22 protein-coding genes are annotated in these 26,451 nt (G+C 64.0%); 18 read left to right on the plus strand and 4 right to left on the minus strand.

The features are described 5' to 3' along the window. Positions 1-16: 16 nt before the first annotated feature. The 16 genes from prsK to QZ656_RS09505 all read left to right on the plus strand — a co-directional run bounded on the left by prsK (position 17) and on the right by QZ656_RS09505 (position 19,960). On the plus strand, positions 17-2,116 hold the full coding sequence (gene prsK, locus QZ656_RS09430) for an XrtA/PEP-CTERM system histidine kinase PrsK (protein ID WP_291993136.1): 2,100 nt from the start codon (positions 17-19) through the stop codon (positions 2,114-2,116). Next, positions 2,113-3,474, plus strand: a complete 1,362-nt coding sequence (gene prsR, locus QZ656_RS09435; RefSeq protein WP_291993137.1) for a PEP-CTERM-box response regulator transcription factor — start codon at positions 2,113-2,115, stop codon at positions 3,472-3,474. Before prsK ends, prsR begins: the two co-directional genes overlap by 4 nt. Before the next feature lie 41 nt (positions 3,475-3,515). Next, a complete protein-coding gene (gene prsT, locus QZ656_RS09440) occupies positions 3,516-6,311 on the plus strand; it encodes an XrtA/PEP-CTERM system TPR-repeat protein PrsT (protein WP_291993138.1) in 2,796 nt (931 codons plus the stop codon). 48 nt (positions 6,312-6,359) lie between these two features. Continuing rightward, positions 6,360-7,640, plus strand: coding sequence for a nucleotide sugar dehydrogenase (locus tag QZ656_RS09445; RefSeq protein WP_291993139.1), 1,281 nt, complete (start codon positions 6,360-6,362; stop codon positions 7,638-7,640). Further along, positions 7,637-8,707, plus strand: a complete 1,071-nt coding sequence (locus QZ656_RS09450; RefSeq protein ID WP_291993140.1) for an SDR family oxidoreductase — start codon at positions 7,637-7,639, stop codon at positions 8,705-8,707. Before QZ656_RS09445 ends, QZ656_RS09450 begins: the two co-directional genes overlap by 4 nt. Continuing rightward, positions 8,704-9,630: a transglycosylase SLT domain-containing protein gene (locus QZ656_RS09455; RefSeq protein WP_291993141.1), complete on the plus strand. Its 927-nt coding sequence runs from the start codon at positions 8,704-8,706 to the stop codon at positions 9,628-9,630. Before QZ656_RS09450 ends, QZ656_RS09455 begins: the two co-directional genes overlap by 4 nt. Before the next feature lie 380 nt (positions 9,631-10,010). Next, complete coding sequence (locus QZ656_RS09460) at positions 10,011-10,880, plus strand: serine protease (protein WP_291993142.1); 870 nt, start codon at positions 10,011-10,013, stop codon at positions 10,878-10,880. A 40-nt stretch (positions 10,881-10,920) separates the two neighbouring features. Further along, positions 10,921-12,894 carry an ATP-dependent DNA helicase gene (locus QZ656_RS09465; protein ID WP_291993143.1) on the plus strand — a complete coding sequence of 658 codons (1,974 nt, stop codon included), beginning with the start codon at positions 10,921-10,923 and terminating at the stop codon, positions 12,892-12,894. Continuing rightward, the gene (locus QZ656_RS09470) at positions 12,891-14,222 is read left to right on the plus strand and encodes a hypothetical protein (protein ID WP_291993144.1); all 1,332 of its coding nucleotides are present in this window, start codon (positions 12,891-12,893) and stop codon (positions 14,220-14,222) included. The genes QZ656_RS09465 and QZ656_RS09470 overlap by 4 nt, the downstream gene beginning before the upstream one ends. After that, a complete protein-coding gene (gene mobB, locus QZ656_RS09475; protein WP_291993145.1) occupies positions 14,219-14,746 on the plus strand; it encodes a molybdopterin-guanine dinucleotide biosynthesis protein B in 528 nt (175 codons plus the stop codon). Before QZ656_RS09470 ends, mobB begins: the two co-directional genes overlap by 4 nt. Beyond that, positions 14,733-15,938: a gephyrin-like molybdotransferase Glp gene (gene glp / locus QZ656_RS09480; protein ID WP_291993146.1), complete on the plus strand. Its 1,206-nt coding sequence runs from the start codon at positions 14,733-14,735 to the stop codon at positions 15,936-15,938. Before mobB ends, glp begins: the two co-directional genes overlap by 14 nt. A 10-nt stretch (positions 15,939-15,948) precedes the next feature. Continuing rightward, positions 15,949-16,200, plus strand: a complete 252-nt coding sequence (gene moaD, locus QZ656_RS09485; protein ID WP_291993231.1) for a molybdopterin converting factor subunit 1 — start codon at positions 15,949-15,951, stop codon at positions 16,198-16,200. A 4-nt stretch (positions 16,201-16,204) separates the two neighbouring features. Beyond that, entirely contained in the window at positions 16,205-16,657 is a 453-nt protein-coding gene (moaE, locus tag QZ656_RS09490; RefSeq protein WP_291993147.1) for a molybdopterin synthase catalytic subunit MoaE, read from the plus strand. A 152-nt stretch (positions 16,658-16,809) separates the two neighbouring features. Continuing rightward, positions 16,810-19,389 (plus strand): ATP-dependent chaperone ClpB, encoded by a 2,580-nt coding sequence (gene clpB / locus QZ656_RS09495; protein ID WP_291993148.1) that lies wholly within the window; start codon positions 16,810-16,812, stop codon positions 19,387-19,389. A 13-nt stretch (positions 19,390-19,402) separates the two neighbouring features. Next, on the plus strand, positions 19,403-19,636 hold the full coding sequence (locus tag QZ656_RS09500; protein ID WP_291993149.1) for a DUF3567 family protein: 234 nt from the start codon (positions 19,403-19,405) through the stop codon (positions 19,634-19,636). A gap of 126 nt (positions 19,637-19,762) precedes the next feature. Continuing rightward, positions 19,763-19,960, plus strand: coding sequence for a DUF3460 family protein (locus QZ656_RS09505; protein WP_291993150.1), 198 nt, complete (start codon positions 19,763-19,765; stop codon positions 19,958-19,960). Between the two features lie 90 nt (positions 19,961-20,050). Here QZ656_RS09505 and QZ656_RS09510 read toward each other — a convergent pair whose 3' ends face one another. Continuing rightward, a complete protein-coding gene (locus QZ656_RS09510) occupies positions 20,051-22,741 on the minus strand; it encodes a bifunctional acetate--CoA ligase family protein/GNAT family N-acetyltransferase (RefSeq protein WP_291993151.1) in 2,691 nt (896 codons plus the stop codon). A gap of 212 nt (positions 22,742-22,953) precedes the next feature. Then, positions 22,954-23,403, minus strand: a complete 450-nt coding sequence (locus QZ656_RS09515) for an OsmC family protein (RefSeq protein WP_291993152.1) — start codon at positions 23,401-23,403, stop codon at positions 22,954-22,956. Positions 23,404-23,453: 50 nt separating this feature from the next. Here QZ656_RS09515 and QZ656_RS09520 point away from each other — a divergent pair, with 50 nt between their 5' ends. Next, complete coding sequence (locus QZ656_RS09520; RefSeq protein WP_291993153.1) at positions 23,454-23,999, plus strand: class I SAM-dependent methyltransferase; 546 nt, start codon at positions 23,454-23,456, stop codon at positions 23,997-23,999. A gap of 10 nt (positions 24,000-24,009) precedes the next feature. Here QZ656_RS09520 and mnmH read toward each other — a convergent pair whose 3' ends face one another. Further along, positions 24,010-25,062 carry a tRNA 2-selenouridine(34) synthase MnmH gene (gene mnmH, locus QZ656_RS09525; RefSeq protein WP_291993154.1) on the minus strand — a complete coding sequence of 351 codons (1,053 nt, stop codon included), beginning with the start codon at positions 25,060-25,062 and terminating at the stop codon, positions 24,010-24,012. A gap of 29 nt (positions 25,063-25,091) precedes the next feature. After that, positions 25,092-25,709, minus strand: coding sequence for an arylesterase (locus tag QZ656_RS09530; protein ID WP_291993155.1), 618 nt, complete (start codon positions 25,707-25,709; stop codon positions 25,092-25,094). Here QZ656_RS09530 and QZ656_RS09535 point away from each other — a divergent pair. Then, complete coding sequence (locus tag QZ656_RS09535) at positions 25,708-26,409, plus strand: ABC transporter ATP-binding protein (protein WP_291993156.1); 702 nt, start codon at positions 25,708-25,710, stop codon at positions 26,407-26,409. The two genes, QZ656_RS09530 and QZ656_RS09535, sit on opposite strands and share 2 nt — an antisense overlap. Positions 26,410-26,451: the final 42 nt, after the last annotated feature.

The following is a 26,451-nucleotide window of genomic DNA, read 5'->3' on the forward strand; positions in this document are numbered from 1 at the left end:
CGTAATGGACCGCAACATGGCACTTGTTTCCGCCTGGAGTTACGGCCTGGCCGGCGTGCTGGCTGCCATGCTGGCGCTCTACCTGGCGTCGGGTTGGCGGGCGGGCGGGCGCAGTCGCGCGATGTTCCTGGCCGTTGCCCTCTGTGCGCTGTGGGCAATGCTGGGGATGGCGTTCGCGCTCACCGGTCAGCTGATCTTCTATGCTGGCAGCTTGTTGGCCGACGCACTGCGCTTCGGCGGCTGGTATCTCTTCCTGCTCGTCCTGATGAAGCCGCAGGTCCCCGATGGCGAGCGTTCGACGGAGTCCTTCGGGTGGTTTACCGCGCTCGCCGTGTTGTTGTCGCTGGGCGGTTTCGGCTCGCAGCTTCTGGTCGTCTTCGGCATCGATTTCCCGCTGCCGCCGCAGCGCGTGGCCTTGTTTGCCTCGCTGGCGATGAGTGTCTTCGGTCTGCTACTGCTCGAACAACTGTTCCGCCGGGTGTCGCCTGATTTCCGCTGGAGCATCAAGCCCCTGTGCCTCGGGCTCGGCGGCGCTTTCCTGTTCGATATGTACCTGTATTCCGATGCCCTGTTGTTCAACCGGCTCGACCTTGACGCTTTCAGTATCCGCGGTTTTGCGCACGCGGTGAGCTTGCCGCTGGTGGCCTTGTCGGCGATCCGCAGCCATGACTGGAAGCGCCGACTGGTGATGTCGCAGCGCGCCGCGCTGCAGTCCGCGACGCTGGTGATCGTCGGCGCGTATTTGATTTTCATGGCTTCCGCCGGCTACTACGTGCGTTTCTTTGGCGGCGAATGGGGGCGGGCTCTGCAACTCGCGCTACTCTTTGCGGCCTTGTTGGTGCTTGTCGCGCTGACTTTTTCGGGTTCGATGCGGGCGCGCTTGCGGGTCCTGGTTGGCAAGCATTTCTTCAGCTACCGCTATGACTATCGTGAGGAATGGCTGCGCTTCACGCAGACGCTGGCCTCACAGGATGGCTTCTCGGACATGGGGCGCCACGCCGTACGCGGCCTGGCCGACATGGTCGAGAGTCCGGGCGGGGCGCTGTGGTTGAAAGATCCCTCGGGTCGTTTTTTTGCCCAGGCCGCGTGCTGGAACATGCCGGTATCGGCGGCCACCGAGGAAGATGGCAGTTCCTTGTGCAAGTTTCTGCTGGAGAGCGGCTGGGTGATCAACCTCGAAGAGTATCGGTCCCTGCCACGGCGCTACGACGGGCTCGCTTTGCCGTCCTGGCTGGTCGAGGTGCCGAACGCCTGGCTGGTTGTTCCCTTGACCACCGGCAACGAATTGATCGCCTTCGTCGTGCTGGCCACGGCGCGCGCCAGAATCGACGTGAATTGGGAGGTGAACGATCTCCTGAAGACCGCCGCTCGCCAGGCCGGTGCTTTTCTCGGTCAGATGCAGGGCAGCGAGGCATTGCTCGAAGTCCGCAAGTTCGACTCGTTCAACCGCATGTCGGCGTTTGTCGTGCATGACCTCAAGAACATCGTCGCGCAGCTGTCGCTGATGCTCAAGAACGCCGAGCGCCATCGCGACAATCCCGAGTTTCAGAAGGACATGCTGATGACCGTCGAGAACTCGGTCGAGCGGATGCGACAGCTGATGTTGCAACTCCGCGAAGGCGCGACGCCGCTGGATGGTCCGCGCGGCATCGAGCTGGCCGATGCCGTGCGGCGTATTCAGACCGCCAAGTCGGGCCAGGGACGCAAGGTCGAAGTGACGATCGAGGAAAGACTGGTTGCGCGCGGCCACGAGGATCGGATCGAGCGGGTGATCGGCCATCTGGTGCAGAACGCGCTGGAGGCAACGGAAGCGGGCGGTCGCGTGTGGGTGAGGATCGCCCGGCAGGGAAACAACGCGCTGGTCGAGGTCGGCGACACCGGCCACGGAATGAGCCCCGAGTTCGTCCGCGAGCGGCTGTTCAAGCCCTTTCAGACGACCAAGCCGACGGGCATGGGAATCGGCGCCTACGAGAGCTTCCAGTACGTCAATGAGTTGGGCGGCAAGCTGTCGGTCGACAGCGCTGTCGATGCCGGAACGCAGGTGAACCTGCTTTTGCCACTGTTCGACACGAGCGCGGGAATCGCTGCCGCTGCTGCTCCGAAGGAGTTGGAATGAGTTCCGAGAAGTTGCCGCATTTGCTGATCGTCGAAGACGACCCGGCGCTGCAGAAACAGATCCGCTGGGCGTTCGACCAGTACGAAGCGCTGACTGCCGACGATCGCGAGAGCGCGCTGGCGCAGATTCGCCGCTACCAACCGCCGGTGGTGACCATGGATCTCGGTTTGCCGCCCGATGCCGATTCGGTCTCGGAAGGCTTCCGGCTGCTTGAAGAGATCCTGAATTTGGCACCGGACACCAAGGTTATTGTTCTGACCGGCCAGAATGATCGGACCAATGCCTTGCGCGCCATTTCCCTCGGCGCCTACGATTTCTTCGCCAAGCCCTTCGAAATCGAGATGCTCGGCTTGACCATCGAACGTGCCTATCGTCTCTATGAATTGCAGCAGGAGAACCGGCGGCTGCAGTCGATGCAGCAGCCCGATGTGTTGTCTGGCCTGCTGACTCGCGATCCGGAGTTGTTGCGCGTTTGTCGAACGATCGAAAAGGTTGCCGTCAGCGATGCGACAGTGCTGCTGCTTGGTGAGAGCGGTACCGGCAAGGAAGTTCTGGCGCGGGCCGTGCATAACGCGTCGCCGCGGCGCCGTGAGCGCTTCGTCGCGATCAACTGTGCGGCGATCCCGGAGAATTTGCTGGAAAGCGAGCTTTTTGGTTACGAGAAGGGCGCCTTTACCGGTGCTGCCAAGACGACTACGGGGAAGATCGAGACCGCCAACGGCGGCACCTTGATGCTCGACGAGATCGGCGATCTGCCGCATTCGCTGCAAGCCAAGTTGCTGCGTTTTCTGCAGGAACGGGTGATCGAGCGGATCGGTGGGCGGCAAGAGATCCCGGTCAACGTACGCATCGTCTGCGCGACGCACCAGGATCTCAAGTCGCTGATCGCCGAGGGGCGCTTCCGCGAGGATTTGTACTATCGCCTGGCTGAAATTGTGGTAAACATTCCGCCCTTACGCGCTCGCTCAGGCGATGCCACTTTGCTGGCGCACGCCTTCGTCAGGCGTTTCTCGGACGAACAGAATCGCGGCGCGATGACGCTGCGCGAAGATGCTTTGCGGGCGATCGAGTTGCACCCCTGGCCAGGTAACGTGCGCGAGCTCGAAAACTGCATCAAACGCGCGGTGATCATGGCCGATGGCAATCAGATCACGGCCGACGACATTGGCCTGGCGGCTGGCGACGCGAAACGCGACGCGGTGCTGTTGGATCTGCGACAGGCTCGTGACGACGCCGAAAGGCGGGTGATCATTACCGCCTTGGCGCACGCCGATGGAAACGTCGTTCGGGCGGCCGAATTGATTGGCGTCAGCCGCCCGACACTCTACGACCTGATGCATCGATTTGGACTGAAGTAGCGGTTTTTGCTAGTCAACTTTTCCGTTCCGTGGGGACCCTCATGAATACTCGTAACTCGATTCACTTGCTGCGCAAAGCGACTGTCTCCGGTCTGCTGGCCGCTCTGCTGCTGGTTGGCTGTAGCGGCGAAAAGCCCGAAGCCATGCTGGCATCGGCCAAAGACTACCTGGCCAAGCACGACCACAAGGCGGCTACCATTCAGTTGAAGAATGCCTTGCAACAGCAACCCGACCTGGCCGAGGCGCGTGTTCTGCTTGGCCAGGCGCTACTCGAAGCGGGCGACCCGGTCGGCGCTGAAGTCGAGTTGCGCAAGGCTCAGAGCTTGAAGTCTCCTGCCGATCAGGTGATCCCGCCCCTGGCCCGCGCCATGCTGGCGCTGGGTCAGGTACAGAAAGTGACCGACGACCTGGCCAAGTCCGAGCTGTCGACGCCGGCGGCGATCGCCGATCTCAAAACCTCGCTTGCGCAAGCCTATCTGATGCAAGGCAAGGCCGAGCTGGCTGATGCCGCCTATGTCGCGGCCCTGGCGGCGCAGCCGGATTACCCGCCGGCGCTGATCGGCCAGGCAACGGTGAGCGCCAGCAAGGGTGATTTCCCCGGCGCGCTGGCCTTGCTCGACGCGGTAATCGCGAAATCGCCCAAGCAGCAAGACGCCTGGCAGCTCAAAGGCAACGTCTTGGCGGCCCAAGGTGACGCTGCTGGCGCCCTGCTGGCGTATCGGCAGGCGCTGGAAGTCAAGCCAAATTTTGTCCCTGCGCACGCGGCAGCGATCAAGATCCTGCTGGCCCAGGGCAAGCTGGACGAGGCCGCAACGCAGCTCGGCGCGCTGCAGAAGATCGCCGCCAATCACCCCCAGACCTACTACTTGCGGGCGACGCTGGCGTATCAACAGAAAGACTACCCGGCCGCCCAGGAAGCCATTCTGCAGTTGCTGAAGCTTGCTCCGGACAGCCCGCTCGGCTTGCAGTTGGCTGGGCTTATCGAGTACGAACTGAAGGCCTACCCGCAGGCCGAGGCCTACCTGCTCAAGGCGCTTGCCAAGACGCCGCCGCTCGGCGTTGCCCGCCGCGTCCTGATCGCCAGCTACCTGCGCAACGCGCAGCCGGCCAAGGCCCTGAGCACCCTCGAACCGGTACTCGACAAAATCGCCAAGGACTCGAACATGCTGGCGCTCGCCGGCCAGGTCTATCTGCAGAACGGCGACGTCGAGAAGAGCGGCGAGTACTTTGCCAAGGCCGCCGCGCTGGACCCACAGAATGTCGGGAAGAAGACTTCGCTGGCATTGGTCAATCTGGCCACTGGCGACAGTGACGTCGCGCTTCGCGACCTGGAGGAGGTGGCGGCAGTCGATCCCGGTAATCAGGCCGATCTGGCTCTGATCGCGACGCATTTGCAGCGTCGCGATTTTGACAAGGCGCTCAAGGCGATCGCCGCTTTGGAGAAAAAACAACCCGACAACCCACTGATCCATAACCTGCGCGGCTCCGCGCAGCTTGGCAAGAAAGATGTCGGCGGCGCGCGCAAGAGCTTTGAGAAAGCGCTGTCGCTGGACCCGCTCTACTTTCCGGCGACCGCCAATCTGGCCAATCTGGATATGTACGAGAAGAAGCCCGAGGAAGCCAGAAAGCGTTTCGAGACGCTGCTGGTGAAGGATCCCAAGAACGTGCAGGCCTTGCTGGCGCTCGCCCAGATGAGCGCCAGAGCCGGTGGCTCGACCGAAGAAGTGGCTAGTCTGATCAAGCGCGCGGTGGTCGCCGATCCGACAGCACCGGCGCCGCGTCTGGCCTTGATCGGCCTTTATCTGGGCAAAAAAGACGTCAAGAGTGCGCTCTCCGCTGCCCAGGAGGCCGTTGCTGCGATGCCTGATCGGGCAGAGATTCTCGATGCCGCAGGACGCACCCAGCAGGCCGCCGGCGACTACAACCAAGCGTTGGCGACTTACGGCAAGATGGTCGCGCTGCAACCCGAAAATCCCTTGCCGTACTTGCGTATGGCCGAGGTCGAAGTCTCGGCCGAGAACAAGCCGGCGGCACTCGAGAGTCTGCACAAAGCACTGAAGATCAAGCCGGATTCGCTCGAAGCGCAACGCGGAATCATGATGCTTGAAATCAATGCCGGGCGCTTCCCAGAGGCGCTCGCCGTCGCTCGCGAGGTGCAGAAACAGCGGCCCAAGGAGATCATCGGCTACGTTTTCGAGGGCGACGCCTACGTCGCCAAGAAGTCCTGGAGCGAAGCCGAGGCCGCTTACCGTGCCGGCCTCAAGGCAGTTCCCGGGGCGAGTGAGCTGGCGATCAAGGTGTACGCCGTGCTGACCGCCGGCGGCAACGCCGGTGCCGCCGACAAATTCGGTGACAGTTGGCTGAAGGCCAACCCCAAGGACGGGCGTTTCCGTCTCTATATGGCCGAGGTCGCGACCGCCCGCAAGGACTATGCGGGTGCCGCCAAGGACTACCGCATCTTGCTCGAGATGGAGCCCAACACGCCGGCGCTGCTCAACAATCTGGCTTGGGTTGCCGGCCAGATGAAGGATCCGAAGGCGCTTGAATACGCCGAGAAGGCAAACAAGCTGGCGCCGAATCAACCGGCGCTGATGGATACCCTCGCCGTTCTGCTGATCGACAAGGGCGATAAGGACAATAGGGCGCGCGGCCTCGAGCTGCTCAAGAAAGCTCTGGAAATCGCTCCGGAGGCGTCGCAGATTCGTCTCAACTACGCCAAAGGCCTGATCGCCGCCGCTCAGAAGAGCGAGGCCAGGAAGGAGCTCGAGCAGCTGGCGGCGCTGGGCGACAAGTTCCCGGCGCAGGCTGAAGTTGCAAGCCTGCTCAAAGGGCTGTAGAAATCCCTTGTACTTGACAAGAAATTACTTTCGGAGGATCAGGAGTTCATGACTATTATTGCTGTGGTGGGTTTGGGTTACGTCGGTTTGCCGCTTGCTGTCGAGTTCGGCAAGAGGCGCCGGACGATCGGTTTCGACCTGTCGGCGAGCAAGATTGCGCAGTATCGTCAGTACGTCGATCCGACCGGCGAGGTCAGCAGCGCCGACCTGCAGGCCGCTATCCATCTGGAAGTGGGTACCGATCCGGCGGCGCTGGCCGAGGCCGACTTCGTGATCGTCGCCGTGCCGACGCCGGTGGACCAGGCGCATCAGCCCGATTTCGGACCCTTGATTGGCTCGTCGGAAGCGGTCGGCAAGAACCTCAAGCGTGGCGCAACCGTCGTTTTCGAATCGACGGTCTACCCCGGCGCCACCGAAGAGGTCTGCATTCCGATCATCGAGAAGCATTCCGGCATGAAGTGGCAGAAGGACTTCTTTGTCGGTTACTCGCCCGAGCGGATCAACCCCGGCGACAAGGAGCGGACGCTGACCAAGATCGTCAAGGTGGTTTCCGGCGATAGCCCGGAAACGCTGGCGCGCGTCCGGCAGGTCTACGAGGAGGTGATCACCGCTGGCGTCTATCCGGCGTCGAGCATCAAGGTTGCCGAGGCCGCCAAGGTCATCGAAAACACCCAGCGCGATCTGAACATCGCGCTGATGAACGAGCTGGCGATCATTTTCGATCGCATCGGCATCGATACGCTCGAGGTGCTCGAAGCCGCTGGCAGTAAGTGGAATTTTCTGCCTTTCCGGCCAGGTCTGGTCGGTGGCCACTGCATCGGCGTGGACCCCTACTACCTGACGCACAAGGCCGAAATGCTCGGTTATCACCCGCAGGTGATCAACGCCGGACGGCGGATCAACGACGGGATGGGAAAATTCATTGCCGAGCAGACGGTCAAGCACCTGATTCGCAATGGCTGGCAGGTCAAGGGTGCGCCGATTATTGTCCTCGGTCTGACCTTCAAGGAGGATTGCCCGGACCTGCGCAACTCGCATGTCATCGATGTGATTCGTGAACTGGAATCGTACGGCGCGCAGGTGCTGGTCCATGAGCCCGTTGCCGATGCCGCTGAAGCAAGCCACGAGTACGGCGTCGAGCTGCGTAGCTGGGAACAATTGCCGCCAGCAGCGGCGATCGTCGCTGCCGTCGCGCACCGCGAGTTCAAGGAGCGGCCCTTGGCCGATTATGTGGGCAAGTTGCAGGAGGGCGGCGTGCTGGCCGACGTCAAGGGAATATTCGACGCCGCGCAGCTGCGTTCGCAAGGGGTGACGGTGTGGCGCCTGTGAGTTCCCGCACTGCCGACTCGCCAGCGTTCGCCGCGCTTGGCCGGCGTTTGCAGACGCAACCGGCACGCTGGCTGGTGACTGGCAGTGCCGGCTTCATCGGCTCGCATTTGGTGCAGGCTCTGCTCGGACTCGGCCAGAGCGTCGTCGGTCTGGACAATTTCGCCACCGGGCACCGGCGGAACATCGACGAGGTGCGCGCGCTGGTGGCTCCCGAGCAGTGGTTGCGGCATCGCTTCATCGAGGCCGATATCCGCGATCTCGATGCCTGCCACGATGCGTGTCGTGATGTCGATTTCGTACTGCATCAGGCGGCGCTGGGTTCGGTGCCGCGCTCGCTGGCCAATCCCGTGCTGACCAACAGCAGCAACGTCGATGGCTTTCTCAATATGCTGGTCGCGGCTCGCGATGCCGGCGTCAAGCGCTTCGTCTACGCCGCTTCGAGTTCGACCTATGGTGATCATCAGGCGCTGCCCAAGGTCGAGGAGTGCATCGGTCGGCCGCTTTCGCCGTACGCGGTGACCAAGCTGGTCAATGAACTCTACGCCGAGGTCTTTGCACGCTGCTACGGTTTTCAGTCGATCGGTCTGCGCTATTTCAATGTTTTCGGCGCCCGCCAGGATCCGGAGGGAGCGTACGCCGCCGTGATTCCGCGCTGGACGCGGGCGCTGTTGCTCGGTGAGCAGGTGACGATCAACGGCGACGGCGAGACCAGCCGTGATTTCTGTTTCATTGACAATGCCGTGCAGGCCAACCTGCTGGCCGCGTGCAGTGACGACGCGGCGGCGGTCAACGAGGTTTACAACGTCGCCGTCGACGGTCGTACCTCGCTGAATCGTCTGTTCGCGATCCTGCGCGACACGCTCTCGGAAATTCACCCCGAAGTGAGTAGCGCGCAAGCCGTGTACGGCGATTTCCGCGCCGGCGACGTGCGCCATTCGCAGGCCGACATCGGCAAGGCCAGGCGCTTGCTCGGCTATCAGCCGAGCCACCGGCTCGAAGAGGGCGTGCGCGCGGCGATGCCCTGGTACGTGTCACGATTCGCCGTCGCCGACGAGGTTCGCCGATGAAAGCCGCTGGCCTTCGCTGTCAGCTGTTGCGGCGCCGCGGCTCGCTGTTCTTTTGCGGATTGCTGGCGCTCACCGCGTCGTCGTTCGCGGCACACGCAGCCGTCGATGGCGCGGGCGAGCAGGATGGCGAACGGCGGCTGGCGATTCGCAGCGAGGCCTTGCGCTACGAGCATGGCGAAGGCGTTCCCAAGGATCCGCTGCGGGCGGCCAGCCTGTATTGTGACGCGGCGCGTCTCGGCGACGCCGAGGCGCAGTTCAGTCTCGGCTGGATGTACGCCAACGGTCGTGGCGTCGACCGGGACGACTCGCGGGCCGCTTACTTTTTTGACCTGGCGGCCAAACAAGGGCACCCGCAGTCACAGAAGATGCAACGCTTTGTCGGCGAGCCCGGGTCGCTTGTGCCCGAGTGCATGCGGCCGCCGGTGCTGGCCGACGATGGCCACGATGTTCTGGTGGCCAGCAGTGAAGCGCAAAAAGTCGTCTTCGGGCTGGTCAATCAGTTGGCGCCGGAATATGGCGTCAGCCCACGCCTGGCGCTGGCCGTCATCAGGGCAGAGTCCAATTTCAATTCGCAGGCGCTGTCGAACAAGAACGCGCAGGGTCTGATGCAGCTGATTCCCGATACCTCGGCGCGTTTCAACGTCAAGAACCCGTTTAACCCGGAGCAGAACCTGCGCGGCGGCCTCGCCTATCTACGCTGGCTGCTGGCCTATTTTGAAGGCGACGTCAGCCTGGTGGCGGCGGCGTACAACGCCGGTGAAGGGGCAGTCAACCGTTACCGTGGTGTGCCACCCTACGCCGAGACGCGGGGTTACGTGAAGCGGATCATCAGCCTCTTCAAGCGCGATGACCATCCCTACGACGCCAGGGTGACGACGCCTTCGCCCGAGTTGTCACGGATCCGCTTGGCCAACGGCAGCTAGCGGTCGGCAAGCGGCGACGGCAGGCGGCCGTGGCGATGGCAAGCCATCACCACGCCGGCAGAGCAGGCGCTGGCGCAGCGCATTTAATGTGAAAGTCGCCTACGCGACTCTCGAAACTCCCGTCTCCCCTTGCGGGAGAAGGGCCAGGGGTGAGGCGGGGAATTCAGGGAGCCTGCTCCCTGCCCGGCGAACGATTCCGGCGTGCAAGCCGGAATGCGCACTGCAAGTGAGAGGGAAACGGTCCTGAGTTTCATCATCCGCGGTGGTGCGACTCACCTGCCATAACGACCCTTGGACGCGGCAACAAGATCGTTGGCCGCTGCCGCTTTCTCGGGTTTCAACAGTGCTTTGCTGAGGCCTTTGATGGCCTGGGGAATAACATGAACTTCTGGTCCTTGCTCTTGGCCGCGTCGATTGACGCGCCGGGCGTGCTCGGCAGCGACGCCGGCAAGCCGCGTTCGGCGGCGCAACGGGGGTCGGCGCCGGGCCGCTTTTTGGCGGCGGCGGCGCTGCTTGGCTCGCTGCTGATCGCCGGGCCGGTCGCCGCCGACCTGCCGCAGGTGATCGAGCGGGTAAAGCCTTCGGTGGTCGTCGTCGGCACGTATCAGCGGACGCGCAGCCCGCAATTCATGATGCGCGGCACCGGCTTCGTCGTTGGCGACGGTCGCCACGTGGCGACCAATTCGCACGTCCTTCCGGAGAAGATCGACGAGGCGGCGGGCGAGGTCCTGGTGATCGTCGCGCGTTCGGCGGCTGCCAACGTGCAGCAGCGCGCCGCGCAATCGGTCGCCGTCGACAAGGAGCACGATCTGGCGCTGTTGCGGATCGACGGTGCGGCCTTGCCGGCACTGAGCTTGCAGGCGGCGGGCACGGTGCGCGAGGGGCAGTCGGTGGCGTTTACCGGCTTCCCGATCGGCGCCGTACTCGGCCTGTCGCCGGTGACGCACCGCGGCATCATCTCGGCGGTGACGCCGATTGTCCTGCCCGGGGCGAACTCCAGCAAACTCAATGCCAAGGTGATCCAGCGGCTGCGCAGCGGTAGCTTCGACATCTATCAGCTTGACGCGACGGCGTATCCCGGTAACAGCGGTGGCCCCCTGTACGACGCTGGCGATGGCGAAGTCGTCGGCATCATCAACATGGTCTTCGTCAAGGAAACCAAGGAATCGATCCTCAGCAAGCCCTCGGGAATCAGCTTCGCGATTCCCATTCAGTTCTTGCGCGAGCTGATGCAGGACGCAAACCAATAGTCGAGCGGCGGCCACACGGCCAGCGCCAGCATCTGTTAGCATGCGCGCTGTTTCCGGTGAACAGCGCATGACCACCTTGCTTTCCGAAGTCTTTGCTGCCGATGGACCGCTGGCTGCCGGCGTTCCCGGCTATCGCCTGCGTAGCGAACAGCTCGAGCTGGCCGAGCGCATCGCCGCGGCAATTGCCGACAATCTGGTGCTGATCGCCGAAGCCGGTACCGGCACCGGCAAGACCTATGCGTATCTGGTGCCGGCGCTGCTTGCCGGTGGCAAGGTGATCGTGTCGACCGGCACCCGCAACCTGCAGGATCAGCTTTTCTCGCGCGACATTCCGACCATTCGCCAGGCGCTCAAGGCGCCGGTCAAGGTGGCCTTGCTCAAGGGGCGCGCCAACTACCTGTGCCACTACCACCTCGAACGCGCGCTGGCCGACGGCCGTTTTCTGTCGCGCGACGACGCGGCGTACGCGCAGCGCATCGCGCGCTTTGCCAAACGGACCAGCAGCGGCGACAAGGCCGAGTGCGCGGACGTGCCCGAGAACGCGACGGTGTGGGCGACGGTCACTTCGACGCGCGACAATTGTCTCGGTCAGGACTGCCCCAAACACAAGGAGTGTTTCGTGCTCGCCGCGCGCCGCGAGGCGCTGGCCGCCGATCTGGTGGTGGTCAACCACCACCTGTTTTTCGCCGACGTGATGTTGCGCGATGAAGGTACCGCCGAGCTGCTGCCGGCGTGCAACACGGTCATTTTCGACGAAGCGCATCAGTTGCCCGAAGTCGCCAGCTTGTTCTTCGGCGAGAGCGTGTCGACCGCGCAACTCGTCGAGCTGGCGCGTGATACGCAGATCGCCGGTCTGGCTTCGGCGCGCGACTGCCTGGACCTTCCCGGCTTGTGTGGCGCGCTCGAAAAAACGGTGCGCGATCTGCGCTTGACGCTGCCGCTCGAGCCGGCGCGTTTCGCGCTGCTGCAACTCGAAGGGCAAGCGGGCTTCGCCGGCGCCGTTGCCGCGGTAATCAGCGACATCGAAGCGCTGGCCGCGCTGCTGGAAACGCAAGCGCAGCGCTCCGAAGGGCTGGAGAGTTGCTGGCGGCGTGCCGGCGAGCTGCTGCTGCGGCTGCGCAGCTGGCAGGACGGCGCGCACGCCGATTTCGTCCGCTGGGGAGAAACGCATACCCATTCGCTGCAGCTCAACGCGACGCCGCTGGTGATTGCCGAGATCATGCAAAAGCAGATGAGCGGTCATCCGCGGGCCTGGATATTCACCTCGGCGACGCTCGCCGTGCAAAACGATTTCACCCACTACTGCGCCGAGATGGGGCTTGCCGACGCCAGTTCGGCGCGTTGGGAGAGCCCCTTCGACTACCCGCGCCAGGCCTTGCTCTACGTGCCACGCAACGTGCCGGACCCGAATAGCCCGGCTTATACCGAGGCGGTCGTCAAGGCCGCGTTGCCGGTGCTCAAAGCGAGCGGCGGGCGGGCTTTTTTCCTGTGCACATCCTTGCGCGCGATGCGTCGAACGCACGAGTTGCTGGTCGAGCAACTGGCGGCGGCGGGACTCGATCTGCCTTTGCTGCTGCAGGGCGAGCGCAGCAAGAACGATTTGCTCGAGCGCTTCCGCGGCCTTGGCAACGCCATCCTGATTGGCAGCCAGAGTTTCTGGGAGGGTGTCGATGTGCGTGGCGAAGCGCTATCGCTGGTGGTCATCGACAAGCTGCCTTTTGCGCCCCCCGACGATCCGGTGCTCTCGGCGCGCATCGAGCGACTGAAGAGCGAGGGTCGCAACGCCTTCATGGAGTATCAGTTGCCGCGCACGGTAATCAACGTCAAACAGGGCGCCGGGCGGCTGATTCGTGACGAGAGCGACCGCGGTGTGCTGATGATCTGCGATCCACGGCTGATCAGTAAGCCCTATGGCAAGCGCATCTGGCGCAGCCTGCCGCCGATGAAGAGGACGCGCGAGCTCGCCGAGGCGCTGGCTTTCTTTGCCACGCCGCCGACTGCGGACGACGAATGAGCGAAGTTCTGCCCAACTCTGCCGCCGGGCCCCTGTTCGCGGATGGCGGTGCCGCCGAGTGGCTCAATCATGGTTGCGCGTGTATTTCAGTCGATCACGGTTCGCTGAAGCAGGCGCTTGAAGAAGGCCAGGGAACGTTTTCGCACAGCGAGCTGCTGGCGACGCGACCGCATCTGTTTTCCGACAGCGTCGTTTTTGTCAGCGAGGCGCATCTGCGGCGGATGGCGCTGACCATCGCCGTGCTCGAAGAGGTGTTGGCGCTGCCGGCGTATCGTCAGCGGGTGCTCGCCTACGCACCGCCGATTGCGCGCTATTCGCCGGCCGCCGCCGGTGTTTTTCTCGGCTACGACTTCCATCTGGGCCCCGACGGCCCGCAGCTGATCGAGATCAATTCGAATGCCGGCGGCGCCCTGCTGAATTCCCGGTTGTTGCGCGCGCAGCGCGCGTGTTGCGCACCGGTGGCGCGGCTGATGCCGGTGCCGGCGCCACTCGAAGCGAGCTTCGTCGCGATGTTCCGCGACGAGTGGCGCTTGGCGCGGGGCGACTCGCCCGGTCGGCCACTGGCGCGCATCGCGATCGTCGACGAGCGGCCCGACGAGCAGTATCTGGCGCCCGAATTCGAGCTCTTTCGCCAGCTCTTCGAGGCGCACGCGATCGCCGCCGTCGTCGCCAGCCCGGCCGAGCTGTCGTTCGATGGTCGGCAGCTGTACTGTCGTGGACAGGTCGTCGACCTGGTCTACAATCGTTTGACCGACTTCGCCCTCGATGAGCCGCCGCAGGCGCCGCTGCGCGCCGCCTATCTGGCCGATGCGGTGGTCGTCACGCCGCATCCGCAGATGCACGCGCTGTACGCCGACAAGCGCAATCTGGTGGTCCTTGGCGACGCCCGCTGGTTGGCCGAAATCGGCGTCGGCGAGCCGCAACGACAGTTGCTGGCGAGCAGCATCCCGCACACCGAGGAAGTCGTCCCGGAAAACGCACAGGCCTTCTGGAGCAGTCGTCGGCAGTGGTTCTTCAAACCATCGGCGGGTTTTGGCGGCAAGGCGGCGTACCGCGGCGACAAGCTGACGCGCAGCGTTTTCGCGCAGATTGCGCGCGGTGGCTACGTCGCGCAGGCGCTGGTCAGGCCGTCGGAGCGGCGTCTGCTGGTCGACGGCGTCGAGCAGGACTTCAAGCTGGATTTGCGCAATTACGTCTATCGGGGCGCCGTGCAACTCGTTTCGGCGCGCGTTTACCGCGGCCAGACGACCAACTTTCGCACCCCGGGCGGCGGCTTCGCCGCGGTCCTGTCGGTACCCGATCAGATGCGGCCGGGGAGTTGCCGTTGAATATTTTCGGCATCGCCGGCTATTCCGGATCGGGCAAGACGACCTTGCTCGAGAAACTGCTGCCATTGATCGGCGCGCACGGCCTACGGGTGTCGGTGCTCAAGCATACGCACCACAAGTTCGATATCGATAGCCCCGGCAAAGACTCGTTTCGTCACCGTCAGGCGGGCGCCAGCGAAGTCTTGCTGGCCAGTGCTTCGCGCTGGGTGTTGATGAACGAGTTGCGCGGCGCTCCCGAGCCGTCGCTGCGCGACTACGTCGCGCACTTTGCGCCGTGCGACCTGGTGCTGGTCGAGGGCTTCAAGGGCGAGGCCATCCCGACGCTGGAAGTCTATCGGCCGGCCAACGGCAAGCCGCCGTTGTGGCCCGAACATCCTCAGATTATCGCCGTCGCCTGCGACCGGCCGCTGCCGTCGAAGCTGCCGGCGCATCTGGTGGCACTTGATCTGAACGACGCGCCGACGATCGCCCGCTTCATTCTCGCTACCATCGATGCCGGAGGGAAGAGCCATGCTGTCCTTTGAACTGGCGCTGACGCGCCTGCTGGCGGCCGCGCCGGTGCTGACCGACGTGTCGCTGCAGCCAACGCTGGCGGCCGCCGGACGAGTGCTCGCTGAAACGCAACGCTCGACACTCGATGCGCCGCCGCTCGACAACTCGGCGATGGACGGCTATGCCGTCGCCGTCGCCGATCTGGCCAGCTTGCCGGCGCGTTTGCCGGTCAGCCAACGCGTCGTCGCCGGCAGCGTCGGCAAGCGACTGCAGCCGGGAAGCGCCGCGCGCATCTTTACCGGCGCGCCGATCCCCGTTGGTGCCGACGCGGTACTGATGCAGGAACGCTGCCAGCGGCTGGGCGACGAGGTCTTGATCGACCATTTGCCCGCACTTGGCGAGCACATCCGGAGAGCGGCCAGCGACATCGCCGCCGGCAGCGATATCCTCGCCGCCGGGCAACGCCTGCGGCCACAGGACACGGCGCTGGCGGCGTCGGTCGGCATCGCCAGGCTGCCGGTCTATCGTCGCTTGCGGGTGGCGGTATTTTTCACCGGCGACGAACTGCGGATGCCCGGCGAGCCGCTGCCGGCGGGTGCCATCTACAATGCCAATCGCTTTCTGCTGACCGCTCTGCTTGGGCAACTCGGCTGTGAGGTCCGCGACCACGGCCAGGTCGCCGACGACCTGGCGGCGACGCGACAGGCACTGCGCGACGCGGCGCAGGACAACGATCTGATCGTCACCTCGGGCGGCGTTTCGGTAGGCGAGGAGGATCACGTCAAGGCCGCTGTCGACGCCGAGGGTCGGCTCGAGATGTGGCAGATCGCCATCAAGCCGGGCAAGCCGCTGGCTTTCGGGCAGGTGGCGACGGCCGTGCGCGCGGTGCCGTTCATCGGCCTGCCGGGCAACCCGGTATCGAGCTTCGTCACCTTCGTGATGCTGGTGCGGCCTTTCGTTCTGCAGATGCAGGGCGCCCGCCAGACGGCGCCGGCGAGCTATCCACTGCGCGCCGATTTCGACTGGTTGCGGCCCGACGCGCGGCGCGAGTTCCTGCGCGCGCGGGCCAGCGCCGACGACGGCGTCGAGTTGTTCCCGCAGCAGGGTTCCGGCGTGCTGACGTCGGCGGTGTGGGGCGACGGCCTGATCGACAATGCGCCGCAGCAGGCGATCCGGCGCGGCGACACGGTGCGCTTCGTGCCGTTTTCCGAGTTGCTGGCTTAGCCAGGAGACGATCTTGAAGATTCTCTATTTCGCCGGCTTGCGCGAGCGACTCGGCGTCGGTTGTGAGGAGCTCGAGCTGCCGGCCGGCGTCAGCGACGTCGCCGGCCTGCTCGCCTTTCTGTCGGCTCGCGGCGGTCAGTGGGCGGCGCTGGCCACGGTCAGGAACCTGCGCTACGCGGTCAATCAGGAGATGGCACGGCCTGACTCGCCGCTCGCTGCCGGCGACGAAGTCGCTTTCTTCCCGCCAGTGACCGGCGGCTGAGGCGATGCGCGTCGTCGTCCAGGAAGGCGATTTCGACGTTGGCGCCGAACTGCAGGCGCTGCGTCAGGGTGATCCGCGGATCGGCGCGCTGGCGTCCTTCGTCGGCTTGGTGCGCGACGTCAACGACGGTAGCGGCGTGACCGAAATGACGCTCGAGCATTATCCGGGGATGACCGAGAAAGCGCTGACGGCGATTGTCGACGAAGCCGCGCGGCGCTGGGCAATCCTTGACGCCCTGGTGATCCACCGTGTCGGCCGCCTGTTGCCAACCGAGCAGATCGTTCTGGTGGCCGTCGCCGGTGGGCATCGCGGCGAGGTCTTCGCCGCGTGTGAATTCATCATCGACTACCTCAAGACGCGGGCACCGTTCTGGAAGCGCGAGCTGGGCAGCAGCGGTGCGCGCTGGGTAGACGCGCGCCAGGCCGACGATCAGGCGGCCGAACGCTGGCGCGATTGAGCCGCCACCAGCGCGGGTGATTCGCGGGTGCCGACTCGAGTCGATCGCTGCCGAGCCAACAAACGGAAAAGATCGGAGCCTTGACGCGTTGACTTGGCGGCCGCTCGCCCCCATCTGTAGCGCATGGACAAACTTATCCGGAGGGTAATCGCATGCGTTTCGACAAGATGACGACCAAGTTCCAGCAAGCGCTGGCCGATGCACAGAGTCTGGCAGTCGGCCACGACAACCAGATGATCGAACCGCAGCACCTGCTGCTGGCGCTGTTGCAGCAGGACGACGCGGCAACGGCGCCGCTGCTGGCGCGCGCCGGTGTCAATGTGGCGGCGCTCAAGGCGGCGCTGGCGCAGGCGGTCGGCCGGCTGCCGAAGGTCGAGGGCCACGCCGGCGAGGTCCAGGTTGGCCGCGACCTCGGCAACCTGTTGAACCTCGCCGACAAGCAGGCGCAGAAGCGCGGCGACCAATTCATCGCCTCCGAGATGTTCCTGCTGGCGCTGAGCGACGACAAGGGCGAATGTGGTCGTCTGGCCAAACAGCATGGCCTCGTCAAGCAGGCGCTCGAGCAGGCTGTTTCCTCGGTGCGCGGTGGCCAGGGCGTCGATAGCCAGGAAGCCGAAGGACAGCGCCAGTCGCTGAGCAAGTACTGCATCGACCTCACCGAGCGCGCTCGCCAGGGCAAACTCGACCCGGTGATCGGCCGCGACGACGAAATTCGCCGGGCGATCCAGATCCTGCAGCGACGGACCAAGAACAACCCGGTGCTGATCGGCGAGCCCGGCGTCGGCAAGACGGCGATCGTCGAGGGGCTGGCGCAGCGGATTGTCAACGACGAGGTGCCGGAAACGCTCAAGGGCAAGAAGGTGCTGAGCCTGGATATGGCGGCGCTGCTCGCCGGCGCCAAGTACCGCGGCGAGTTCGAGGAGCGCCTCAAGGCGGTGCTCAAGGAAATCGCGCAGGAAGAGGGGCGGATCATCGTCTTCATCGACGAACTGCATACCATGGTTGGCGCCGGCAAGGCCGAAGGCGCGATCGACGCCGGCAACATGCTCAAGCCGGCGCTGGCGCGCGGCGAACTGCACTGCATCGGCGCGACGACTCTCGACGAATACCGCAAGTACGTCGAGAAGGATGCCGCGCTCGAACGCCGCTTCCAGAAGGTGCTGGTCGACGAGCCGTCGGTCGAGAGCACGATCGCCATCCTGCGCGGTTTGCAGGAACGCTATGAACTGCACCACCGGGTCAAGATCGCCGATCCGGCGATCGTTGCTGCCGCCGAGCTGTCGCACCGCTACATCACCGATCGCTTCCTGCCCGACAAGGCAATCGATCTGATCGACGAGGCGGCGGCGCGCATCCGCATGGAAATCGACTCGCGCCCGGAGGTGATGGACAAGCTCAACCGGCGCATGATCCAGCTCAAAATCGAGCGCGAGGCCGTACGTCGCGAGAAAGACGAGGCCTCGAAGAAGCGCATGCAGCTGATCGAGGACGAACTGCTCAAGCTGGAGCGCGAATACAACGACCTCGAGGAAATCTGGAAGTCGGAGAAGGCGCAGGCGGAAGGCAGCGCGCACATCAAGGAAGAAATTGACAAGTTGAAGGCCGAAATGCTCCGCCTGCAGCGCGAAGGCAAGCTCGACAAGGTCGCCGAACTGCAATACGGCAAGCTGCCGCAACTCGAGGCGCAGTTGAAGGTCGCCGAAAAGGCAGGTGACGGCGCGCAACAGAACAGGCTGCTGCGCACGCAGGTCGGCGTCGAGGAAATCGCCGAGGTGGTGTCGCGCGCGACCGGCATTCCGGTCTCCAAGATGTTGCAGGGCGAGCGCGAAAAGCTACTCAATATGGAGGAGCGGCTGCACCAGCGCGTCGTCGGTCAGGACGAGGCGGTGCGCCTGGTGGCCAACGCCATTCGCCGCTCGCGTGCCGGCCTGTCCGATCCGAACCGGCCGTATGGCTCATTCCTCTTTCTCGGCCCGACCGGCGTCGGCAAGACCGAGTTGTGCAAGGCGCTGGCCGGTTTCCTGTTCGATTCCGATGAGCATTTGGTGCGCATCGACATGAGTGAGTTCATGGAGAAGCACTCGGTGTCACGGCTGATCGGCGCGCCGCCGGGTTACGTCGGCTACGAGGAGGGCGGTTACCTGACCGAAGCGGTACGCCGCAAGCCGTATTCGGTGATCCTGCTCGATGAGGTCGAGAAAGCGCACCCGGACGTCTTCAACGTCCTGCTGCAGGTCCTCGACGACGGCCGGATGACCGACGGCCAGGGGCGCACCGTCGACTTCAAGAATACCGTCGTGGTGATGACCTCCAACCTCGGCAGCCAGATGATCCAGCAAATGGCGGGTGACGATTACCAGCTGATCAAGCTGGCGGTGATGGGCGAAGTGAAATCGTATTTCCGTCCCGAATTCGTCAACCGGATTGACGAGGTGGTGGTCTTCCACGCGCTCGACGAGAAGCATATCAAGTCGATCGCGCGCATCCAGCTCGCCTACCTGCAAAAGCGCCTGGCGCAGATGGATTTGCGGCTGGAAGTCGCCGACAGTGCGCTGTCGGAGATTGCCGCGGCGGGTTTCGATCCGGTTTTCGGTGCTCGGCCGCTGAAACGCGCGATCCAGTCGCAGCTCGAGGACGCGCTGGCCAGGGCGATTCTCGAAGGGCGCTTCGTCGCCGGCGACAGCATCCGCGTCGCTTGCGAGAGTGGCATCATGCGCTTCGACAAGGTTTAGGCGATCGCCGACAATGAACGTTGTCTACAACAGCGCCAATTACGCGATCGTCGCCTACCCGCCGCAGCACGGCTTCGAACTGGTCGACAAGACGGCCAGTCGCAGCCTTTACGTTCAGGGGTCGGTGGCCAGGGAACTGCGCCGAACGCTGGACGAGATCCCCGGCAAAGAGCGTGACGAAGAGGCGATCGACGCCGTTCTCGATGCTTACTGCGCTGGTGCCGCCCGGCCGATCGTCGTCCATTGACGGCCGCCGGCGCTGGCCACTGTTGGCGGGCATGCTGGGGACCATCCAGCCATTTCGTGAGCGTATAATTTGCCTCTTGTCGCTGTCTGCCGGCGTCAGCCGGCCAATCTTTTGGGAGTTGGCCAGATGGCCTTGTACGAATCCGAACACACCCTATTCATCCGCGAAATGCTCGCCAGGAATCCCGAATGGGTCGAGGATCAGCGCCGCGGTCGGGCGATCTTCTGGGACCGCAAGTCCGACCTGAACGAGCAGAAATCCTACAAGGAAGCGGCCGAACGACATCGTTCGTATCCCTACGACGTCAATTTCGAGCAGGAATAGGCGAGCCGGGCGTCGCTTCGGCACGGGCGGCCGGAGCGGCCTGGCAGCCTGACCGGGCGCCGCCAGGCCGGCCGCGTGCAGGCGTCGGCGCTAGCTGTTCAAGGGCTTGATGACACGCTTGACAGCCGGATCGTCGGGGTGCGGGTGGATGGTGAACCCGAGCTTGCTCATCAGGTTGAACATCTTGGTATTCATCGACAGGACGTCGCCGACGACGGTGCGGTAGCCTTTGGCGCGGGCAGCGGCGATCAGCGCACCCATCAACTTGCGGCCGACGCCGTGTTTCTGCCAGTCATCGGCAACGGCCAGGGCAAATTCGACTGATTCGCCGTCCGGATTGGTGACGTAGCGCGCGACGCCGATCTGGACTTCCTTGCCATCCTTGTTGATGATCGTCGCCACCAGCGCCATCTCGCGGTCGTAGTCGATCTGCGTGAAGCGCACCAGCATCGCCTGCGTCAGTTCGCGGATGGTATCCATGAAGCGGTAGTACTTGCTTTCGTCGGATAGCGAGATGACGAACTCGTGTTCGCGCTCGGCGTCTTCCGGGCGGATCGGGCGAATGGTCACCACCCGGCCGTCGGGGAGTTCCCAGTCCTGGATCAGATGCACCGGGTAGGGATGGATCGCCATGTGCGAATAGCGGTCGCCCGACGGCGCTGCATAGTCGATCACGATACGCGCGTCGGCGGCGATGGCGCCGTTTTCGTCGACGATCAGCGGGTTCAGATCGAGTTCCTGCAGTTGCGGCAGTTCGCAGATCATCTGCGACACGTGCAGCAGGACGTCTTCGAGCGCTTCGAGGTTGACCGGCGGCATGTTGCGAAACTCGCCGAGCAGTTTCGACGCGCGCGTCGACGCGATCAGGTCGCGCGCCAGGAAGCGGTTGAGTGGCGGCAGCGCGACCGCGCGGTCGCTGAAAACCTCGACTTCGGTACCGCCAGCGCCAAAGGTGATAATCGGACCGAAGATCGGGTCGCGCGAGACGCCGATCATCAGCTCACGGCCATGCGGGCGCGCCAGGTAGGGTTCGATCGATACGCCGTTGATACGTGCGGTCGGGTGCCGCTTCTTGATGGTTTCGATGATGTCGTGATAAGCGTTGCGGACCGCCGGGGCATTGGTGATGTTCAGTCGCACGCCGCCGACTTCGCTCTTGTGGATGATGTCTGGCGAATCGATCTTCATGGCGATCGGGAAGCCGATCTGTTCGGCGAGGAGCAGCGATTCGGTCGGCGTGTGGGCGACCATGGTCTGCGCAACGGGGACGCGGAAGGCGCGCAGGATGGCCTTCGATTCCATTTCGGAGAGCACCTTGCGGCGTTCGTGGAGGACCGCGTCGATCAACATCTTGGAACCTTCGGTCTCCGGTCGGGCATCTTTCGATAGCGGCGCCGGGGTTTGCAGCAGGAGCTTTTGGTTCCAGTAGTAGGTCGAGATGTGGTAGTAGAGCTCGACGGCGGTTTCCGGCATCCGGAACGAAGGAATGCCGGCCTGTTCGAGCATGCTGCGCGCTTCACCGACCTGTTCTTCGCCCATCCAGCAGGTGAGGATTGGTTTGGCGGTCAGCAAGTCGACGTCGACGACCGCTTTGGCGACTTCCATCGGCTGCGTCATCGCCTGTGGCGAAAGCATCACCAGAACGCCGTCAACCTGCTCGTCCTCGGCGACCGCGAGGATCGCATCGTGATAGCGTTTTGGCGTTGCGTCGCCCTCGATGTCGACCGGATTCCTCTGCGACCAGGTCGACGGCATCGCCGCGTTGAGCGCCTGCATGGTGCTGGCCGACAGTTCGGCGAGAGGGATCTCGAGGTCACCGGCGCGGTCGGCGGCCATCGCCCCCGGACCGCCACCGTTGGTGATGATCGCCAGGCGTTTGCCCTGTGGGCGAAACTTCGACGCCAGTGCCTTGGCGGCGTAGAACAACTGCCCGATGTTCTTGACCCGGACGACGCCAGCGCGGCGGACGGCGGCGTCGAAAACGACATCGGAACCACCAGGCATTCCCGAGTGCGTCTCGACTGCCGCCATCCCGCCGGCGTGGCGACCGGCCTTGAGCAGGACGATCGGCTTGATGCGCGCTGCCGAGCGCAGGGCGCTCATGAAGCGGCGGGCGTCACGAATCCCTTCGACATAGAGCAGGATGTAGTGGGTGCGGTTGTCGTAGATCAGGTAATCGAGGATTTCGCCGAAATCGACGTCGGCGGTGCCACCCAGCGAGATGACGCTGGAAAAGCCGATGTGGTTGCTGCTTGCCCAGTCGAGAACCGCCGAGCAGATGGCGCCGGACTGGGCAACCAGCGCCAGATTGCCGGGGTGCGCGTGGACGCTGGCAAAGGTGGCGTTGAGGCCGAGATTGGGGCGAATGATTCCCAGACAGTTCGGGCCCAGGAGGCGGACGCCGTAGCTCCTGGCAATCTCCATCATCTTGCGCTCGAGCGCGGCACCCGAATGACCGGCCTCGGCAAAACCAGAGGTGATGACGATCGCGTTCTTGACGCCGCTGCGCCCGCATTGCTCGATCAGCCTGGGGACGGTTTGCGGTCTGGTGACGACGACCGCCAGTTCGACGCGGGCGCTGATCTCTTCGATCGACTTGTACGCCGGCACGCCCTGCACCGTCTCGTGCGACGTATTGATCGCGTAGAGGCGCCCCTTGTAGCCTGAATCGAGGATGTTCTTGAAGAGCACGGCTCCGACCGAACACTCGCGGTCGGAGGCGCCGATGACAGCGACCGACTTGGGTTCAAACAGGGTGGTGAGGTAGTGATGTTCTAGCATGGGGATTTTCACCTCGTGTTTGAGAGGCGCTTTTCGGGTTATTGGTGCACTGCATCAATTTACCACGGATTGCCCTTCAGGTCTGCAGCTTGATGGTTGCGGTAGCGGCATTTTGTCACGCTCTCGTGCTCGGTGATGACTTCCATGATCGACGATGCTCATGACGGTTTGGTGAACAGAGTACGCGGCGCGAGGTGCTCACGGGGCGTCGCTTAGCTGCTCATCTCTGCCGCGCAGCCGTTGGCCAGGACGCTTTCGATCAGCATCGTCGAGTGTAAGGTGCGATACATCGGGCATTTGTTGGCGATGGCCAGGAGGCTGTCGCTCTGGGCGCGCGTCAAGTCGCCTTGCAGGGTGATCTTTCTCGATATTCGATCGCGTTTGCCGTGGCCCGCGACGTCGATCTGGTCGTGCGTCAACTCAACGCTGACGCCTGCCAATGGTAGCTGCTTGCGTTCGGCGTACATGCGCAGGGTGATCGAGGTGCAGGCGCCGAGGCTGGCGAGCAGGAGATCAAAGGGCTCGGGACCGGCGTTGTCGCCGCCCAGGTGCTCGGGCTCGTCGGCGATCAAGCGGTGCTTGCCGACGCGAACGCTCTGCTGGTAAGGTCCGAGGCCGTTCTCGCTGACGACGACGCCCTGCTGGTAGTGGTCTTGTGGCATGCGTTCATTCTCGAAAAACAGCGACCATGATAAATGAAGGAGGGCCCGGCATGACAATTTCTCCCGAGGAATCTCGAGCTTCCGTCTGGGTGCAGCGCTTTGCCGGGCTGATTCCGGCAGCGGGTGAGGTGCTTGATCTGGCTTGCGGTACGGGCCGCCATGCACGCTTTCTGGCTGGCCTCGGCTACCGCGTTGAAGCGGTCGATCGGGATTCACAGGCACTTGTTTCGCTGCACGGCTTTGGCCGGGTGTCGGCGCGACGCGCCGACCTCGAAGCCGGCGCCTGGCCCTACGACGGTCAGTCATTTGCCGGCATCGTCGTCAGCAATTACCTGTTTCGCCCACGCCTGGACGAACTGCTGGCTTGCCTCGCCGACCCTGGGGTATTGATCTACGAGACCTTCATGATCGGTAACGAGCGTCACGGCAGGCCGTCGAATCCAGAATTTCTGCTGCGCTCGCAGGAACTGCTCGGCCGCGTGCAACAGCGGGGCTGGCGGGTGCTCGCTTTCGAGGAGGGCGAGATCGAACGGCCACGGCCAGCGATCGTCCAGCGTCTGTGCGCCGCGCGCGGCGCCATTGCCGGGCGACTTTGACATGCTCCGATCAGCGGCCGCAGAGCGCCAGCGCCAGCGCCTCGACGCCAGTGGGCGTCAGGTCGTCGCTGACGAAGTTTGCCGGCGCGGCGAAGCCGCTGTAGTTGCGCGCCTGCGAGCGGCTGTACAGCGGGTCGTAGTGCAGGGCCAGCAGTTCGCTGACAAGATCACGCCACTGGCCGTCGCGCGCGTAGTCCTGCCAGCGGCCGATCGTTTCGCTGCTTTGCAGATTGCGCAAGGGACGCAGGCAGGCGTTCAGGCGTTCGGGAGCGGCCAGGAAATAGTCATAGTCGCGCAGCAGAAAATCGACCCGCGCGGCGAACGAGGCGTTGATGTTGAAGCACTCGGCGGCACGCATCGTTTCGATCAGCGCCGCCGGCACCTGCAGCGAACCGATCTTGCGGCTTTCTGCTTCGACAAAGAGCGGGCGTTGTGGGTCGAGCGCCTGTAGAGCGGTCAGCAGGTGCGACTCGAACATTTTTTGTGAAGGCTGTGGCGAGTCGGGCAGGACGCCGAGCACCGAACCTTTGTGACAAGCGAGCTCCTCGAGGTCGAGCACCTGTTCGCCGAGCCGTCCGATGGCCTGCAGGACGCGGCTCTTGGCGCTGCCGGTCGCACCACAGATGACCTTGAGCCGGAATTGACGCGGCAGTTCGGCGAGATTCTCGACGACCAGCCGGCGATAGCTCTTGTAGCCGCCTTCGAGTTGCTGCACGTCCCAGCCGACGCGCCGCAGGACGTAGGTCATCGAACCACTGCGCTGGCCGCCGCGCCAGCAGACGATCAACGGCCGCCAGTTCTTCGGGCGGTCGAGGAAGCGCGCGCGCAGATGTCTGGCAATACTTTCGGAGACGTAGGCCGCGCCCAGTTTCTTGGCGTCGAATGGCGACACCTGCTTGTAGAGCGTGCCGATTTCGATACGCTGCTGGTCGTCGAGCACCGGGCAGTTGATCGAGCCCGGGATGTGGTCTTCGGCGAACTCGGCCGGCGAGCGAACGTCGATGATCTCGTCAAACGCGGCAAGTTGGCCGATGCGTTCGATGGTCGCGATGTCGTGTTTCATGCGGCGGCATTTCCCTCGATGGCAACCCGCTATTCTAGCAGTGGCGCCAGACCGCGCCAGACATTGTCGAGCAGCTGGGCTTGTGCTTCGGCGGTCGGATGCAGGTTGTCGGACTGAAAAAGCTGCGGCTGCGTGGCGACGCCGTCGAGCAGAAAATCGACCAGCGCGGTCTTGCGGGTCCTCGCCACTTCGCCGAAGACCTGCTGAAACGCGCTCGCATAAGCGCCATAGTTGGGAGGTATGCGCTGGCCAACCAGCAGCACCCGGGCCTTCTGCCGCTGCGCGCTGGCGACGATGGCGGTGAGGTTGTCGCGCAGCTGGCCCAGCGGTAGCCCACGCAAGCCGTCGTTGGCGCCGAGGGCGACGACGACGACCTTCGGCGAGTACTTGCTGAGTGCGGCGTCGATGCGCGCACGGCCGCCGCTGCTGGTTTCTCCGGAGATACTGGCGTTGACGACGCTATAATCGAGGCTTTTCTCTTGTAGGCGGCGTAGGAGCAAGGCTGGCCAAGCGGCATCCTGGCGGATTCCGTAGCCTGCTGACAGCGAATCACCGTAGATCATGATGGTTGGCGCGGCCCTGGCAGCTGGTGCCAGCAGCAGCAGTCCGGCGAGCAGCAAACAACGGCAGTTCAGGAAATGGAGCATGGTCCCAGACGGTGAGATGGTGATTGAAGTTCGTGGGCTGAGTAAACGTGTCGATAACGGCGGCCAGCCGTTGACCATTCTGCACGAGATTTCGTTCGCCGTCGCGGCCGGAGAGACGGTGGCGATTGTCGGCGCATCGGGCTCCGGGAAGTCGACGCTACTGGGCCTGATCGCCGGCCTGGACCAGGCGAGCAGTGGCTCGGTGGTCGTTGCCGGCGAGCACCTGGAGGGGCTCGATGAGGACGCGCGGGCGGTATTGCGCGGGCGGCTGCTGGGTTTTGTCTTCCAGACGTTTCAGTTGCTGCCGTCGCTGAACGCCATTGAAAACGTGATGTTGCCGCTCGAACTGGCGGGTGCGGCCAACGCTCGCGGCGAGGCCGAGCACTGGCTGCAGCGCGTCGGCCTGGCGCACCGCCTGCGGCATTATCCGAAGCACCTGTCGGGCGGTGAACAACAGCGCGTCGCGCTGGCCCGTGCCTTTGCTCCCGGGCCGCGGCTGCTGCTCGCCGATGAGCCGACCGGCAATCTCGACGCGCTTACCGGGCATCAGGTCATTGAGCTGATGTTTGCGATCAACGCCGAGAGTGGCACCACGCTGATTCTGGTTACCCATGACGAGGAGATTGCTGCACGTTGTGCTCGACGGCTACGGATGGACGTCGGGAAGCTCGAAGAAGTCAGCACCAGACCTGTGCGCTAGGCGTGTCGAGCAGGTCTGAACATCAGGCGGCCAGGAACGAGT

It is taken from the genome of Candidatus Accumulibacter sp. ACC003 (genome assembly GCF_907163085.1).
Classification (GTDB): domain Bacteria; phylum Pseudomonadota; class Gammaproteobacteria; order Burkholderiales; family Rhodocyclaceae; genus Accumulibacter.